The organism is Gimesia aquarii (assembly GCF_007748175.1).
Classification (GTDB): Bacteria; Planctomycetota; Planctomycetia; order Planctomycetales; family Planctomycetaceae; genus Gimesia; species Gimesia aquarii_A.
Map to the genome: position 1 here is coordinate 6,509,049 of NZ_CP037422.1, position 15,720 is coordinate 6,524,768.

The window sequence follows — 15,720 nt, forward strand, 5'->3', positions numbered from 1 at the left end:
GGTTATGATCAATGTGATATCGGTACAATAAAATCAATAGTATCTCAGCAGTTATATTTACTGATCGTGATTCGTGATGGGCCTGAAAATCTTGACATTTTTACCCCTTGAGTTGCGCTAGAAAAGAATTTCTGTAAGGAAATTAAGGCCTAAATTGTCTATGACCGAACGGATCAATCTCAAACAATCTGACGACCCCCGGGATGTGATACATCTTGCTGTTCAACATCTGGCGAATGGAGAATTGGTCGCATTCCCGACGGCAACGGCTTATGTCATCGCAGGCCAGTCGCTAAATTTCGCGGCAATGAGTAAACTTAGATCACTTTCAAACACAGATGAACCACTTGTGATCTGTGTAAAGGGGTTCGATGAAGGACTTGATTATTTGCCAGAAATGCCCCCTATAGGCCGCAAACTGGCTAAACGTTGCTGGCCTGGTCCTGTGATTATGCAAATGAAACGACTAAGCAATGACAGCTTATTCTCACATATTCCAGAAGAGATTCAGACACTAATCAGTCCAGACGTCCATGTCCGTTTACGGGCTCCTGCCCATGAAATTATTTTCCAGACCATGCGGCTCTCCCCTGCTCCACTAGTACTATTGAACGAACAATCAAAATACCAGACCGCCGATTCCATCATGACTGATTTCAATGGGCAAGTTGCTTTGATCATTGATGATGGCCCCTCTCGCTTTGGTGATCAATCTACCATAGTCACTATTTCCGATAACGACTGGAAGATCCAGGAACCTGGTGTAGTTACTGAAACTACTCTAAAAAGATTGTCAAGCGAGATTTACATGTTTGTTTGCACAGGCAATACCTGTCGCAGCCCAATGGCAGAAGGGCTTTTCCGCAAATTACTCTCAGAGAAGCTTGGCTGCCTGGAAGAGGAATTGGCTGACCATGGCTTTATCGTTGGCTCAGCTGGCCTGGCTGCAGCACTCGGTGCCCCCCCCAGCCCGGAAAGCATTGCGATTCTAGCAGAACAAGGAATTGATATTCGAGGCCACGAGAGCCAGCCACTAACCGAGCGACTGCTTGATCAATCCGATTATATCTACACCATGACTCAAGGACATCGTTTAGCAATTCTGGCAGAACGGCCTGATCTGGAAGAGACTGTCAAACTGCTCTCACCCGATGGGCACGATATTTCTGACCCGATTGGGGGAGGCCTTCAATGCTATGTAGATTGCAAGAAAGAAATTGAGAAACATTTGAAGTCAATCATTGCACAGATCAACGTCACTTGAATTCACAGTGCTTTTTACCCCATCTACCTGAATTAAATGTTTTTTCCATGGGAAAATTTCGTAACTCGTGCAAGAGCACTCTTGCTATAATAGGCTGTAAACCATTACTCTTTATAAGTATGAAGATATTGTGAATGCCTTTCTTGTTCAAGAAGAATCATTTGAAAAGGCATCATTCAAAATCAGATTTCGTCTGTAATAAAGTTCAGAAAAGCGAAGTGTAGATCGCTAATGTCTGCCTAGAATAGAACAAAACACATCGTTGACTTTCAGAGGTCGGTAACGGTTTTGTTTTTTCCCATCTTAATTTATCTGTGAATTTAAAGAGTCTCAATGAAAATAGCAGTTGCCAGTGATCACCGAGGATTTGCTACCAAGGAGAAAATCCTCACACTATTAAATCAGTTAGGTCATGAAGCACTCGATTATGGACCTGATGATGGTGAAAGTGTGGATTACCCGGACTATGCTGTTAAAGTAGCAAAAGACATCGGTAAAGACGCTATTGATCGTGGCATCCTGATTTGTGGTACAGGAATGGGGATGTGCATTGTCGCAAACAAGTTTGCAGGAGTCAGAGCAACCCCATGTCATGATGATATTACTGCGCAAATGAGCCGTCTACATAATGACTCAAATGTGCTTTGTCTTTCTGCTGACTTACTTGGAGATCGGCTTGTTAATCGAATGATCGAAATCTGGCTCAAAGAAGAGTTTGAGGGAGGCCGACATGCCCGTCGCTTGGAAAAATTGAACAAAGTCGAAGAGCAAAACATGCCTCCTCAGTAGTTTTTGCCAACTCATAAAATCTAAACAGATATCTCCCCCTTTCTTTCTATTTATCAGACAAACCGAGCCTTCTGAATCTAAAACGTTCAAAGTCTTGCTAACTTGCATTTGTCATAGCATCTCGATCTTGCAGATATACTGTGGTAGTAGTGGAATTTCCCGCACAGATTCCTTTTCAAACCGAGCAAATCTCTGTATCGTCAACGAAGAGTTATCAGGGAATTTTTGGCCTCTTTTCTCAAGTCTTACACTACATTGGATTCTTGAGTAAAGAATTAGAACAGAGGATTTTACAAACATGGATCAGGGCAGTTTAAAATTTACTAAAACTCATGAGTGGGTCGGCGTTGAAGGTGAGATTGCAACTGTAGGCATCACCGATTTTGCTGTCAATCAGTTGACTGATCTCGTTTACATTGAGCTTCCTGAAGTCGGATCGAGCTATGAAGCAGGCAAGGTATTTGGGGAAGTAGAAAGTGTCAAAGCTGTCAGTGACCTGTATTCGCCTGTCAGCGGTGAAATTACTGAAGCAAATAGTGCTCTGGTCGATGACCAGTCGCCACTTTCAGATGACCCCTTTGGGGCTGGCTGGATCACTAAAGTCAAGATGTCAAATCCAGCAGAACTGGATCAGTTTATGAATGCTGAAGAATATCGCAAATTTTGTGAATCGGAAGCACACTAAAGAAAACCATCCGTTCCAGAATCGGTCGTCTTTCGAGAAACATTGCTAAAAGCCAACTTCAGGAAGGGAAGTGTTTTCTGTCCGCCTGAAAATTCTAAAATACAGAGTTCCAACGGTTGCCCCGCGCCTATAATCAACATAGTTAAGTCGATTAACTCCATCACAATCTAATGCATTAAAACGAGTGAACAGTGCCTTACCTCTTCAATACACCAGAACAACAGCAGGAAATGCTAGAAACCATTGGCGTCTCCTCTGTTGAATCTTTGTTTGCGACCATTCCTTCAGAGTTACGTCTAGACCGTAAACTTAATATCCCTCCAGCACTGACAGAAATGGAACTACAGTCACACGTCTCGAATCTGGCAGAGAAAAATATCGGCCCGAGTTCACGAGTCTGCATGTTGGGTGGCGGGGCATATGATCATTTCATCCCTGCTGCCGTTGACGAGATTGCCCGACGTGGCGAATTTTACACGGCCTACACTCCCTATCAAGCAGAAGCCAGCCAGGGAAGCTTGCAGACATTTTTCGAATTTCAGTCGTTGATCTGCCGATTAACGGGCATGGACGTTTCGAATGCCAGCCTGTACGAAGGAGGCACCTGCGTCAGCGAAGCGACTTTCATGGCGATGCGAGTCACAAACCGCCATAATCGAATCGTGCTGCTGGGATCAATGCACCCCGAATATCGACAGGTTGTGGAATCGTACTTAAATCACCTGAACTGCGAAGTGGTTGTTGTTCCCTGTGTTAATGGTTGCGTTGATCCTGCTGATGTTGACGAAGTGATGAATGATCAAACGGCATGCCTTGTTATGCAGCACCCTAATTTTTTGGGGACACTGGAAGAAGCTGAGCAACTAACTGAAATCGCCCACAAATACGGCGCTTTGTCGGTTGTTTCCTATGACCCGATCAGCCTGGGCCTTTTGAAACGTCCTGGTGATTATGGTGCAGACATTGCTATCGCAGAAGGACAGTCTCTGGGAACTCCATTACAGTTCGGCGGCCCATATCTGGGACTATTTTCCTGCAGCAAAAAATTTGTTCGCAGAATGCCAGGTCGATTGATTGGCCAAACTGTCGATCGAAACGGTAAATCCTGTTTTGTACTCAATCTACAAGCGAGAGAACAACACATCCGTCGTGATAAAGCAACGAGTAATATATGTAGTAACCAGGGGTTGATCGCGATCCGTGCTACCGTCTATCTGTCCCTCCTCGGAAAACAGGGGATTCGTGAAGTGGCTAATCTTTCCTGTCAAAAAGCACATTATGCTGCCGAACAACTTTCCCAAATCGAGGGCATCAATCTTCTATTCAACAATCGCCCTTTTTTCAAAGAGTTTGTTATAAGCTGCTCTGAAGGTCCTGATTATCTATTACGTAAAGCTCGGCAGGCAGGCTTTGATCTTGGGCCGGAACTATCCCGCTTTGATTTCCAGAATGGTTCCGAACTCTACCAAACCGGAGTACTTGTAGCAATTACAGAACAAAGAACACGCGCAGAAATTGATCGTCTCGTGATGGCATTAAAAGCATAGTATCCAAGCAAGCGACTCCTTAGCACAACTCACTATTTTACTTTAGATATTTCAAAGCAATACACATGCGAAATCAATTGGCTACCGAATTATTGTTTGCTCTTTCCCAGCCTGGCCGACGTGGCGCCCTGTTTCCTGATTCAGATGTTCCTAAAAAACCATTGAATGAATTGATCCCTCAATCGGCATTAGCTATTCAACCTACGGACCTACCTGAAGTCACAGAACCAGATGTCATTCGACATTTTGTCAATTTATCAACCCTCAATATGTGTGTGGATACCCATTTTTACCCTTTGGGTAGCTGTACCATGAAATACAATCCCAAACGTCATGAACGACTGGCCGGCCTGCCTGGGATTGTTGATTTACACCCTTATCAAAATCCGTCTGATCTGCAAGGCATGCTGGAAATGCTATATGGAATGCAGGAAATGCTGGCTGAAATTTCAGGATTACCTGCCGTCTCATTGCAACCAGCTGCAGGAGCCCAAGGAGAATTCACCGCATTATTGACCGCAAAAGCGTATTTTGAAGATCGTAGAGAAAATCGTACCAAAGTACTATTTCCGAACAGCGCTCACGGAACCAATCCGGCAAGTGCAGCTCTTGCTGGTTTTGACTGCGTGCAACTGGAAAGTAGTGAAGAAGGATTGATTGATTTAGAGGACCTCAAAACACATCTGGATGACCAGACGGCTGTGTTCATGGTTACGAATCCTAACACACTGGGATTGTTTGAAAAAGATATCAAGCAGATTGCACAAATGGTGCATGATGCAGGTGGGCTGGTTTATATTGATGGTGCCAATATGAATGCCATCCTCGGATACACACGCCCCGGTGACTTTGGAGGCGATATGATGCATTTTAATGTGCATAAAACTTTCACTGGCCCACATGGTGCCGGGGGACCAGGGGCTGGCCCCATTGCGGTTCGCGACTTTCTGGCTGACTATCTCCCCGGCCCAGTCATCAAACAAACGGAAATCGATTCGGAAGAAAATCAGTTTGTGCTGGAAACCCCTTCCAAATCCATCGGACGCATTCGAACATTTTACGGAAACATCGGAATCTTAGTACGAGGATATTGTTATTTGAGAACACTCGGAGCTGAAGGCTTAAAAGCGGTCTCTGAAAATGCGGTTCTGAATGCAAACTATCTCAAAATTATCTTAAAAGATGTACTCCCGGTTCCCAATGGTGAATTGTGTATGCACGAGTTTGTCGCTTCAGCCTCAAAAATGAAGTCCGAAAATGGGATCACTGCAATGGACATCGCCAAACGACTGCTCGACTTTGGTTTTCATGCACCAACAGTCTATTTCCCATTGGTTGTGCCTGAAGCCATTATGGTCGAACCAACGGAAACAGAATCAAAAGAAACTCTGGATGCGTTCGCCGAGACAATCCGACAGATTGTAAAGGAAGCCCCGGAGTTTCTACATGACGCACCACATAGTACCGACATTAGTAGGCCCGATGAAGTCATCGCAGCCCGTAACCCAATTCTACAGTGCTGTGAGACATAACAGGCTGTTTGAATGTATGATATGATCTGCCACACCACGTCTGGTTCACTGTATGACGCATACTTCACCTCCAGATCACTGTCGTCTGATTATTGAGCCTGCTCCTTTAACCGGGAGTTGGAATATGGCCATTGATGAATCTCTACTAGAATCGGCTGCTTCACAAAATATTTGTTCGTTACGCTGGTACCGCTGGAAAAAACCTACCATTTCTCTCGGTTACTTTCAAAAAAATGATACCGAGCAGAATAGTGATGTTTGGCAAGATCTTTCCAGAGTGCGTCGGCTCTCAGGAGGCGGTGCTATCTTACATCACCATGAGCTAACCTATTCTTTTACGATTCCAGCAAGCCATCGGCTTTCCAAGTCACTACCAGATCTCTACCTGACAATTCATCAACCACTGATTGATGTCTTGTCTGCTCATCAGCTCAAAGTGGAATTTCGTGGTGTTTCCGTTACCGCTAAATCGGAACCATTTCTCTGTTTCGGTCGTGGTGATGAACGGGATCTTATATATCTTGGACACAAGATTCTCGGAAGTGCTCAAAGGCGAAGAAAGGGTGCAATAGTACAGCACGGAAGTCTTTTATTACTTACTTCGGAATACGCTCCTCAATTTCCAGGACTCCTGAATCTAGCGGAACAAACCAGCTTGTACCAACAAGAATTTCTAACGCAATTCTCTGCGGAATGCTCTCAGGCTATTGCCAAAGCGGTCAATCTGCCTCTTAAGTCTCAAAACCTGACTGACGAGGAATTCTCGCTTGCTAACTATCTGGAAAAAGATAAGTATTCACAAGCTACCTGGAACTCACGAAAGAAATAGTCTTATCAGTTATCAGATCAGGAGTTACCAAAATCAAGTGAACTTATCCGTATTGTTAAGAAATTATTTACATGGTGCTTCTGTCTTTTATCTTCATTGACATAGCACTACAGGCGTGATAGCGTTAATTATATAGTAGATATATTAATCTATAAAAATTTTAGTGTTACGGAAAACAGTAGTGGATCTTTACTTACGATGAAGTGAGTCAAACCACACAATGCGGGCCAGTTGAGCATTGTAATTTGCTCCTTTCATTTGAATATTAGAAATTATTTCACTCATTTCTGTTTCTTGTTCATTTCAAGCTTCTTTTGTTCCAACGACAAGTCATCGGAGATAGGACGACTGAACGATTTCAGTCAAACCATATTTCAGAACTATAATGTGTTCTGTATGAAACCTATGGAGTGGACGATTTATGTTGCAACCTGCGTTAAAAGTAATAGGCGGTCGTCATAACGGAAAACAAATTCCAATTACAGGCAAAAAGTTTTTAATCGGCCGAGAAGAAGACTGCCACTTACGACCCAACAGTGACATGGTTAGTCGACATCATTGTGTATTCACAGTTGACGAATACAGCGTTCGCCTACGTGACTTTGGCAGTACTAATGGTACTTCAGTCAATGGAAAACGAATTAAGGGTGAAATTCAACTCGCGCACGGCGATAAGATCCAAGTCGGTAAACTCGACTTCGAAATCATTATTGCCAAGTCAGCAGATGCTGAAAGTTCACAAAATGACTCAGGAGCTGTTGCCGAAGCACCTTCCAGTGGAGAAATTCTGACTGGGTCAGATACTGTGTTCGATATTCCGGTCCGTTCTAATGACGATTCTCAAACACCTGCTGCGGCTCCTGAAGAAACGACTCCCGCTCCTGAAACACCATCAACTTCTGAGGTCTATACTGGGGATACTCAAATTCTGTCTACAGAACAACAGCAACAAGCCCAACAAGCAGGCTACCCTCCGCAACAGTATCCTTATCCACCACAACAGATGCCGCCCGGACAACAATACCCATACCCAATGCCACCTCAGTACTATCCACAACAAGGGTATCCTCAACAACCGATGCCAGCCTACCCTCAACAGTACCAAGTGCCACCACAGGGCTATCCCCAACAGCCACCACCTCCTCAACAACCACAAGAAAATGCAGAGAATGAGCCGGTCGTCCCAGATCTGCCACCAGTTACTCTACCACCACCCGAAGAAACCGGCGTCAAGAATCAAGAGTAACAAAGATAAAATTATCGCTCATCTGCGTGCACTTTTTTAAAAATGCGATCACCATTCATTGAATGCTATACCAATTTTGAAAACAACATTGTTCAAAGTGCGTCATTCAAATTCCCGACATTAGCTTCTTCATTCTGTTGAGTTCCCATTGCTTTTCTGAAGGACGTTTGCGAGAATTATTATAAGAGATCAAACAGAGTATAAAGTTCGATCGTTCAATGGTCGTAACTCATTTCATTTCAGTGTCCCTGACAATGACTAAGATTTCGCGAACCATGATGTATGAAAAAGGGAGAATCCTTTAATGAATGATTCAGCCAATGCCAGCAATGATATTCAGAGACGATATCGTGAGTTCCTTGATCTGTTACCTCTGACTCTGGCACTCGCTGGTCTTCCCGAAAGTGATCATGGCAAATATTACACTGAAGAACAAGTTGAGGCTCGAGCCTATACGATCAAACACGCATTCAGACAAGCTCGTATCCTGGCTAGAGAGTGTGTTCAAAAGCATTAATTTTTTAAAATGCCAATCTCCGAGTCAAATAAAAGCTCAATGAACCATACTGAAATGCTATTCACTTTTCAGTTCAAATGAAAACTCATTCGATCCAGAGTCGCTTACGTTTGCATCCAAAGTAGTTTTTGTATTGTGCTGGTAAATACTGCTCTATCGCTGGCGTGGGAACATCGTCAGGCGCACCTCAAACAACTGTTTTAACCGGTATTTCTTTCGTCGCAGTAATGACCACCGCTTTTTTGCCTGCAGTTGATCTAAGAGAGTATGCTCCCCCCTTTATTTTCCCTGCGGCACTGGCTGCAATTCCTTCAATGTCACGAAAAATAATATCGCCTTCTGCTAAAGGTTCACCATCGAGTGTTACTTTTCCAGACACGGGAAACGTTGCAGGCCCATCACTTGAACCACCACAACCGACTATCATTCCTGCCAAACATGTCAAAATCAAAAAAGCTGAAAGTATTTTCATTTAATAACTCCTGTTAGATAATATTGTCCCTGATATTTGTATCAGGGACAATAAATGGTCTCTGTGTATTCAGCTACTTAAAATTCACCAATGACTTCATCACCTGACATAGTTGCCAAGGCACGGTATGTACCACGGTCAATATTTTCTGAAATAAACCGCACTGCTCCATCCGCCATCCCAATATGTACGCCTCCGACATGCTTACTCCGGGCATAGTTCCATTTGTCTATTTGATTCGAGACACAGGGTGCATTCACATCAGTTGTACTTTTACAAAGGAAGTTCTGGTCTGCTGCCGAAGTGTTTGGTGTCTCGAATGCCGTAAATGTGACTTCACCATGAGCACCTCCAATCCAATAACAACCAGGGTAACCCCATGAGAAACCAGTGGGAACCGTCACACGTTGCACTCCTTCACTCAGCATCATTGTGCTTGATGTCCCATTAGTAATGTCGCGCATCTTGGTTTTGGTTTCATACCCAAACATCCCATTATCAGAACCTGTTGAACGATTTCTCGACCAACCAATACACCCCATATAATTTCCCCCCCAACGTACCCCAGAAGATTCTGCAAATGCAGGCCCCACGTCTGAAGGACACATGAAAGCCGGTAAGGCCGTACGAACAAATGTCTGACTGCTCAAAAAACAATACACATGAACACTATTGATCATAGAAACGTTTGCACAATCCACTTCATAAGCGTTATACATTGGTGCCTGATCTACATATTGTAGAATGCGGTAGGTAAAACCAGGTATCATGTTGATGGCACGCGTGTGGATACCATCCATTGGCCCCTCGATGTGCATATGAAAACACACGATGTGCGCTTTCATAAAATTACCATAAAACCCTCTATTCAATGGGTTTAGTCATTATATGGATACTATACTAAACCTTTCTATCAGCCGCTTTAAAATTACGATGCCTCACTGAGATTCAAAAATGATTCTTCATACGAACTCTACACCAAATAGTATATATTCAGTACAGTATTGCATTTTAAGTCTTTATGAAATTTCTTCACATAACCTGAAACCTCTATTAACGCGAACTGGTATATTTAATTAGATGGCCTGAGGTTTTGATTCAGATTTCTGTTGTTATGTGTATCGTTTCGAAATTTGTGGGCATAGGGAAGCCTGGAATTAACGTCCACAAAGTATAACTAAAAACGGGATTTCTCCGTGAATGAAGAAGATGCGGCGCAAGTCCGAAGTTGCCTGGAAGGTAATAAGGATGCGATGCGCGCATTTGTTGCGAGGTTTCAAAGTTCTATTTTTGGACTCTGTTACCGTATGCTGGGGCATCGGCATGATGCCGAAGACGTTGCACAGGAAGTGTTTGTTCGTGCATTTCGCAGCCTTCACCAATGGGATTCCGCACGAACTTTAAAGCCCTGGTTATTGACTATCGCCGCCAATCGATGCAGAACATTTCTGAGTAAAAGGTCGAAACGACCCATTCCAACAGAATTCGCCCCCGAATTGGCAGTCAGTCAATCACCGGAACCATTACAGGATCTTGGTGAGGAACTTCAGAACGCCATCAATCTGTTACGTGAAGATCATCGAACGTGTTTTATCTTATTTCATCAAGAACAAATGAGCTGTCAAGAAATCGGCGAAGTGCTGGATAGGCCGGAAGGTACCATCAAAACATGGCTCCACCGCTCCAGACAAGAATTATCATCAACCTTAAGACAGCGTGGAATCGTACCAGAGGTCAGACATGAATCTCGTTGAATACCAAACAAAACTGGAAAGCATGGTCGAAACGCATAATTTTGGCCAACGCTCTCAGCTCGAAAATCTGGCTGTATTGTCGCCAGAACACCGCAAAATCTGGGAAGACTTTTTGATCATGGAACATACATTGCCTGCCTGGAAGCAAGCAGTTCCTGAAGTTGATCTTGTCGAAGCAGTCCTGACACAACTCATCGAATCAGAACAAACTAAAGACGAATTGGTACAAGCTTTTGATTCATCATCTGTACTAGTCAATAAACCCCGACCTAATACTCGCTTGCTTTATACAGGTGTGATATCTGTCGCGATTTTGTTATTCGCTGTCTCTCTTAAGTTTTGGTCTGATCAATCCAAAGTAGTGCCACCTAATACTATTACTAAACGCACGAATATTGACTCGACACCAAAAGCAAATTCACCAAAACAAGCAACACCCAATAACCGTTTGAATCAATTACTGCATAATGCAAGAGCAGCCTCATGGGGACTTGCTCAAAGTACGGCCGGCGCAATGACTGAAGCAGTGAACCTGGTACCTGTTGCCCCTCAAAAGCCGGAATCAATAGACGCCAACACAGATAGATCAAACTGGGTGGACGATATCAATAATGAAATGCAACCACTTAAAGATCAAATCAGCCACGCCTGGAATTTCATTATTCATTCCGTTCCCGAAGAAACGACTAACATTTAATGGTTTTCTTTTTATAGATTTACAAACGTCATTTTATGTCTCAATGTTTAAGAATCGCTGACAATGCAACGGATAGAAAACACATGAAACAGCTGCATTCATTCCAACGAAATCTGGCGAGACACTTCCGAATACTAATTTCACTCGCTTTTGTATTTGCGATATATGTATCCATAAGTGCTTCGTCAGTAGTAGCATCAGCCCCATTAAGTCAGTTGGTAGACGACAAGGCGGGAATCTTTATCGAAGCTACTGATCTTAATTCTCATGTGAAACAATTTCTTGCTTCTCCTCTCGTCACACGTTTTCAGGAATCTCATGTCTTTCAATCATGGTTAAAAAGTCCGGATGTGAAAAACCTCAAACAGGGATTGAACGATATTGAATCCATAACACAACAACCTCTACTACCTTTGCTCAACAAAATATTTGGTCAATCGGTCGGCCTGGCAATCTTTAATAATGGTCCTCAACAGAATCCTTCATTTCTTTTTTTAACGAGTGTCAAAGACCCCGTTAACGTTCAAAGTCTTTTTGAAAACTGGTCTGATAAAATAGAAGTCAGCTTGACTTCAGATTCATACCAGAACATCCCCTATTACGTAGCCAGTCATCAGACATCTTCTGCTGAAAAATCTTCACCTCAGGCCTACTATGCCTTCCTTGAAGAGACACTTGTTATCTCAGAAAATGAGAAAGTCTTGCAATCAGCCATCGATCTGTACGTCAATCAGAACTCGAAAAAGCAGCCTCTTAAAAATCAAGCCAGCTTATTTAATTTAAAAATTTACCAACGCGCCCAATCTGTTTTGTCTAAAAATATCGCAGGCTCTGTTTTCTTGAACCCACGTATCTGGGATGAACATATCCAAACACCCAAAAATGATGTCGAGAGGGGTGTCTTTAACTGGTGGAAGAAAACGGGAGGATTCACTGTTGGACTTCATCTCCAAAACACAGTGGCTCTTGAAGCAGTTATTCTGTTTGACTCCGAAGCAATCAACCTACCCTTGCTTGATATCCTACGAATTCCTCCAGAAATATCCAACAACTTCTCTCAGATTCCGAAAAATGCATTGGCGGTGGTCTCAGGTCAGCTTAACGTACATTTACTGGCACAAAAAATCATCGATTTTTATGCTGACAAGCACCCCGAAAAATGGCAAAAAATTCATGCAGTCAGTATCGGTCTATTATCGGGTTTAGATCCTGTGACGGAGCTCTCCAAAACTCTAGGACCAAACTTCCTGTTTTATTCCATTCCTCGGGATGAGCTTTCCTTTGACGCGATCGCCTTTGATGGGCTCGTTGCCTTAGAGCTTTCATCTCCAGACCAAGAAACAAATAAGGCCAGCAAGCCCCAATATCAAATCGCTCTGGAAAATGTAGTTCACTATCTGATGAACAGCATGATTACAGATCATAACGCAAAACTAAAAAATGATACTCCACCTTCCATTCTCAGAATTGAAAATCATGATCTCTACGAAATGCGGTGGATTGAAGGACTTGGACTTTATCAACCGGCATACGGAATAAATGGACAACAGATTGTCTTTGCCAGTTCTCCTGAACTCATCAAAGAGTTCTTCACATTAAAATCGGAGGAAAGCTTGGCGGCACTTCCGCTCTTCCAAACATGGAAAGAAACTTTTTTTCAAGAAGAAAATCAGCTTTGTTTTCTCAATATTACATCAATTAGAACATTCATCGATGAAAATTCTGACTTTCTCGCAAAACAGCTTGCCAAGGGACAGGGGGGAGACCTCCAGAAAGGTCAGCAAAAACTTTCCGGACTGAAAAGCATACTCGAATCGTTCGATGGCATCTTCTTCGCAGCCGGTCTCCAAAAATCGCAAGTTCGGGTTATCATCGGCTTAGGCTCACTTGATACCACAAATTAAGATTTCTCACTTCTGTACACAATTCTGAACATACCGAATGAAATTCCGCCTGATAATTGGAATAATCGGGATAACTACTCAATCGGCAATGTCGATTTTCTTTATCAGTGTTAATTATTTTAAACAAATCACCCAAACCCGATTCTGACGGGAATAATAGAGTAAGTTAGCTCCACATTCTTAACTTGGCCAGAAAAAATTTGGCTTCGTGGATCGTTTTTCCACAAATGGACTGTGATATTAAAATCAGATATTCAGGGATGATGATTGCAAACGAATGCTTTGCTATCTGTTTTATCTTGTTTTTTCGTAGTTCATCCGAATACAAATTGATTCAGGTACAACCAGCCCCCTCGAATAAGGTTTCACGTAAATATGGTAAAACAACTTACTGCCCCAAAAGAATTGGTCGTTGATCGTCGTCTCGTCAGTAGAAGAGCTTCGAAATCCAAAGAAGAAATCCATGAGAAGCATGAAGACGTTGATGTGGTAGATCGACGTAAAACAGAGCGAAGACGCCAGATTGATCCCACAACCTGCGAACGCGACTATAGTGACCAAGAAATCGACTTTATGAAAGCAATGGACGACTACAAAAGACGCAGTGGTCGTCAATTCCCAACCTGGAGTGAAGTTCTGGAAGTACTACACAGCATGGGCTATCGTAGAGTCGCAGAACCTACTGATATTTCACTCTAAAATTAGCAAAATTCCGATTCTAAGATATTCAGTGAGGCACGGTTTAACCGTGCCTCACTTTTTTTATTATGCCGGATCGCGCCCAATAATGACTAATGAGAGATCGTCATATTGCTCACTTTTACCAACAAATTTTTTGACAGCGTTTAAGATCTGGGTCCCCAACTCACTTGCCCCTGCCTTTGATTCACAAATGGCTGACTTCAACCGCTCGATTCCAAATTGCTCACGTTCCTCATTCATGGCTTCGGTAATACCATCAGTAAATAGAATCAATCGTTCTCCGGGCTTTAACTGATGCTGTAGAGTCTTATATTCATAATCTTCCATCACTCCCAAAGGAACACTCGGACTCTCTGCCGTCAACTCTCTTAAAGAGCCATTCGCATCAAACAGTAAAGGATCCAGGTGGCCGGCGTTGACAAAGGAAATTTCGTTCTGTGTAAGTTGAATCTGTCCTAGAATAAATGTGATAAACCGACCATCGTGTGCTGCTTCGTCGATATGATGATTAATCCGATGAACCGCATCAGTCACATCAGTCACAAACTCAACTGTGCTGCGCACAGCACTACATACCCGAGACATCACAAGCGAAGCCGGAACTCCCTTACCGGCAACGTCTCCCAGAGCAAACCAGATCAGATCATCATCGGTCTGAATAAAATCGTAATAATCACCTCCCACTGCACGGGCTGCTTCATAGGATACAAAAAAATCATAACCTGCGACTTCAGGAATTTTGGCTGGCAACAAACCCTTCTGTACACGAGCAGCAATTTCCATTTCATTATCATAACGTTGTTTTTCAACATGCGAGATCATTAAACGGGCACTCTCATACGAAAGTGCCGTCTGACCGGCAATGACCATTAAGAGTTCTAAATCATCGTCCGAAAACATCTGACCGGCAACTTGAGTATCCAGGTTAATAATACCGATCACAGTTCCATCGCGGCCTAACATCGGTGCACATAAAATTGAACGAATGGTTAAAGTAGAGAGAGACTCACTATGTTCAAATCGTTCATCATTGGCAGCGTCTGCGGAAAGTACACCCGTTTTATTATCGGTTACCGCCTTGAGGACTGTCCGACTCAACTGCAATGCTTCCTGGTCATCATCCCGCCGATGGCGAATCGCTTTGGGCATAAAACGCTGATTTTCGGGATCCCTTAATAAAATACATCCACGATCAGCAGCGGGAAAAATTCGAAATAGACCTTCCAGAACCTTCTCCGCCATGGAATCCAAATCAGAAGCAGAAGCGATTGTGCGACTGATTTCCAAAATCGCCTTTAATTTAATTTCGGGTTTAATCTGGTACTGATTGATGTCTCCGTTTGTATCTGTTGCTCTTAGAATTGTGGATTTATCAATGTCAGGCGGCCTGAAAGAAACCGTTTTCAGCGAAGGAATCAAACCATAAGAGGTAAGCAGACCTTCATGCTGACCGTTTTCAAAATCAGCATCCCCTGAAAATTCTAATAGAAAGGGACCTATTGAAATTTGATCGCCTGATTGCAGAATAACCGGGCCTTTAACAAGCACATCATTTACAAAAGTCCCATTGCCACTGCCTAGATCTTCCAAGAGATACTGCTGGTTCAGATCAACTGTAATACGCGCATGATGACGTGAAACCGTGTTTGACTTAAGACAAACTTCACAATCAGGATGTCGTCCTAATGTAACCCGTCCTCCCTTGATTTCCAATCTGGAAGAGTTGCCATTATTTTGCAAAAACAGACTGGCAGACATGCGATCGCCATCAGGTTGTAAGTA

The 15,720-nt window shown here is 43.2% G+C and carries 15 protein-coding genes; 12 read left to right on the plus strand and 3 right to left on the minus strand.

The window, feature by feature from the left end; genetic code table 11:
* Positions 1–160: 160 nt before the first annotated feature.
* The 8 genes from V202x_RS24615 (at position 161) to V202x_RS24650 (ending at position 8,409) form a co-directional block, all read left to right on the plus strand.
* Entirely contained in the window at positions 161–1,264 is a 1,104-nt protein-coding gene (locus V202x_RS24615) for a Sua5/YciO/YrdC/YwlC family protein (RefSeq protein ID WP_145179451.1), read from the plus strand.
* 333 nt (positions 1,265–1,597) lie between these two features.
* Complete coding sequence (gene rpiB / locus V202x_RS24620; protein WP_145179452.1) at positions 1,598–2,053, plus strand: ribose 5-phosphate isomerase B; 456 nt, start codon at positions 1,598–1,600, stop codon at positions 2,051–2,053.
* A gap of 298 nt (positions 2,054–2,351) precedes the next feature.
* Complete coding sequence (gene gcvH, locus V202x_RS24625; protein WP_145179453.1) at positions 2,352–2,738, plus strand: glycine cleavage system protein GcvH; 387 nt, start codon at positions 2,352–2,354, stop codon at positions 2,736–2,738.
* Positions 2,739–2,929: 191 nt separating this feature from the next.
* Complete coding sequence (gene gcvPA, locus V202x_RS24630) at positions 2,930–4,285, plus strand: aminomethyl-transferring glycine dehydrogenase subunit GcvPA (RefSeq protein WP_145179454.1); 1,356 nt, start codon at positions 2,930–2,932, stop codon at positions 4,283–4,285.
* A gap of 65 nt (positions 4,286–4,350) precedes the next feature.
* Positions 4,351–5,817 (plus strand): aminomethyl-transferring glycine dehydrogenase subunit GcvPB, encoded by a 1,467-nt coding sequence (gene gcvPB, locus V202x_RS24635; RefSeq protein WP_145179455.1) that lies wholly within the window; start codon positions 4,351–4,353, stop codon positions 5,815–5,817.
* Between the two features lie 52 nt (positions 5,818–5,869).
* A complete protein-coding gene (locus V202x_RS24640; protein WP_145179456.1) occupies positions 5,870–6,646 on the plus strand; it encodes a biotin/lipoate A/B protein ligase family protein in 777 nt (258 codons plus the stop codon).
* A 421-nt stretch (positions 6,647–7,067) separates the two neighbouring features.
* Positions 7,068–7,892, plus strand: a complete 825-nt coding sequence (locus tag V202x_RS24645; RefSeq protein WP_145179457.1) for an FHA domain-containing protein — start codon at positions 7,068–7,070, stop codon at positions 7,890–7,892.
* A 304-nt stretch (positions 7,893–8,196) separates the two neighbouring features.
* Positions 8,197–8,409, plus strand: coding sequence for a hypothetical protein (locus V202x_RS24650; RefSeq protein ID WP_145179458.1), 213 nt, complete (start codon positions 8,197–8,199; stop codon positions 8,407–8,409).
* 187 nt (positions 8,410–8,596) lie between these two features.
* Here V202x_RS24650 and V202x_RS24655 read toward each other — a convergent pair whose 3' ends face one another.
* Positions 8,597–8,881, minus strand: a complete 285-nt coding sequence (locus tag V202x_RS24655; RefSeq protein ID WP_145179459.1) for a hypothetical protein — start codon at positions 8,879–8,881, stop codon at positions 8,597–8,599.
* A gap of 77 nt (positions 8,882–8,958) precedes the next feature.
* On the minus strand, positions 8,959–9,726 hold the full coding sequence (locus tag V202x_RS24660) for a DUF1559 domain-containing protein (protein ID WP_145179460.1): 768 nt from the start codon (positions 9,724–9,726) through the stop codon (positions 8,959–8,961).
* A gap of 351 nt (positions 9,727–10,077) precedes the next feature.
* On the opposite strand from V202x_RS24660, the gene V202x_RS24665 reads away from it, so the two are divergent.
* The 4 genes from V202x_RS24665 to V202x_RS24680 all read left to right on the plus strand — a co-directional run bounded on the left by V202x_RS24665 (position 10,078) and on the right by V202x_RS24680 (position 13,935).
* Positions 10,078–10,635, plus strand: a complete 558-nt coding sequence (locus V202x_RS24665; protein WP_145179461.1) for an RNA polymerase sigma factor — start codon at positions 10,078–10,080, stop codon at positions 10,633–10,635.
* Positions 10,622–11,332: a hypothetical protein gene (locus V202x_RS24670; protein ID WP_145179462.1), complete on the plus strand. Its 711-nt coding sequence runs from the start codon at positions 10,622–10,624 to the stop codon at positions 11,330–11,332. Before V202x_RS24665 ends, V202x_RS24670 begins: the two co-directional genes overlap by 14 nt.
* An 83-nt stretch (positions 11,333–11,415) precedes the next feature.
* Positions 11,416–13,236: a DUF3352 domain-containing protein gene (locus V202x_RS24675; protein WP_197993083.1), complete on the plus strand. Its 1,821-nt coding sequence runs from the start codon at positions 11,416–11,418 to the stop codon at positions 13,234–13,236.
* A gap of 375 nt (positions 13,237–13,611) precedes the next feature.
* A complete protein-coding gene (locus V202x_RS24680) occupies positions 13,612–13,935 on the plus strand; it encodes a hypothetical protein (RefSeq protein WP_144988272.1) in 324 nt (107 codons plus the stop codon).
* A 66-nt stretch (positions 13,936–14,001) separates the two neighbouring features.
* Here V202x_RS24680 and V202x_RS24685 read toward each other — a convergent pair whose 3' ends face one another.
* Positions 14,002–15,696: a SpoIIE family protein phosphatase gene (locus V202x_RS24685; RefSeq protein ID WP_145179464.1), complete on the minus strand. Its 1,695-nt coding sequence runs from the start codon at positions 15,694–15,696 to the stop codon at positions 14,002–14,004.
* Positions 15,697–15,720 lie beyond the last annotated feature (24 nt).

Excerpts from the sequence above, each read along its gene's own strand:
- V202x_RS24615 (WP_145179451.1), top strand. The coding sequence starts at position 161 with ATGACCGAACGGATCAATCTCAAACAATCTGACGACCCCCGGGATGTG.
- rpiB (WP_145179452.1), top strand. The coding sequence starts at position 1,598 with ATGAAAATAGCAGTTGCCAGTGATCACCGAGGATTTGCTACCAAGGAG.
- gcvH (WP_145179453.1), top strand. The coding sequence starts at position 2,352 with ATGGATCAGGGCAGTTTAAAATTTACTAAAACTCATGAGTGGGTCGGC.
- gcvPB (WP_145179455.1), top strand. The coding sequence starts at position 4,351 with ATGCGAAATCAATTGGCTACCGAATTATTGTTTGCTCTTTCCCAGCCT.
- V202x_RS24640 (WP_145179456.1), top strand. The coding sequence starts at position 5,870 with ATGACGCATACTTCACCTCCAGATCACTGTCGTCTGATTATTGAGCCT.
- V202x_RS24645 (WP_145179457.1), top strand. The coding sequence starts at position 7,068 with ATGTTGCAACCTGCGTTAAAAGTAATAGGCGGTCGTCATAACGGAAAA.
- V202x_RS24650 (WP_145179458.1), top strand. The coding sequence starts at position 8,197 with ATGAATGATTCAGCCAATGCCAGCAATGATATTCAGAGACGATATCGT.
- V202x_RS24655 (WP_145179459.1), bottom strand. The coding sequence starts at position 8,881 with ATGAAAATACTTTCAGCTTTTTTGATTTTGACATGTTTGGCAGGAATG.
- V202x_RS24660 (WP_145179460.1), bottom strand. The coding sequence starts at position 9,726 with ATGAAAGCGCACATCGTGTGTTTTCATATGCACATCGAGGGGCCAATG.
- V202x_RS24670 (WP_145179462.1), top strand. The coding sequence starts at position 10,622 with ATGAATCTCGTTGAATACCAAACAAAACTGGAAAGCATGGTCGAAACG.
- V202x_RS24675 (WP_197993083.1), top strand. The coding sequence starts at position 11,416 with ATGAAACAGCTGCATTCATTCCAACGAAATCTGGCGAGACACTTCCGA.
- V202x_RS24680 (WP_144988272.1), top strand. The coding sequence starts at position 13,612 with ATGGTAAAACAACTTACTGCCCCAAAAGAATTGGTCGTTGATCGTCGT.
- V202x_RS24685 (WP_145179464.1), bottom strand. The coding sequence starts at position 15,696 with ATGTCTGCCAGTCTGTTTTTGCAAAATAATGGCAACTCTTCCAGATTG.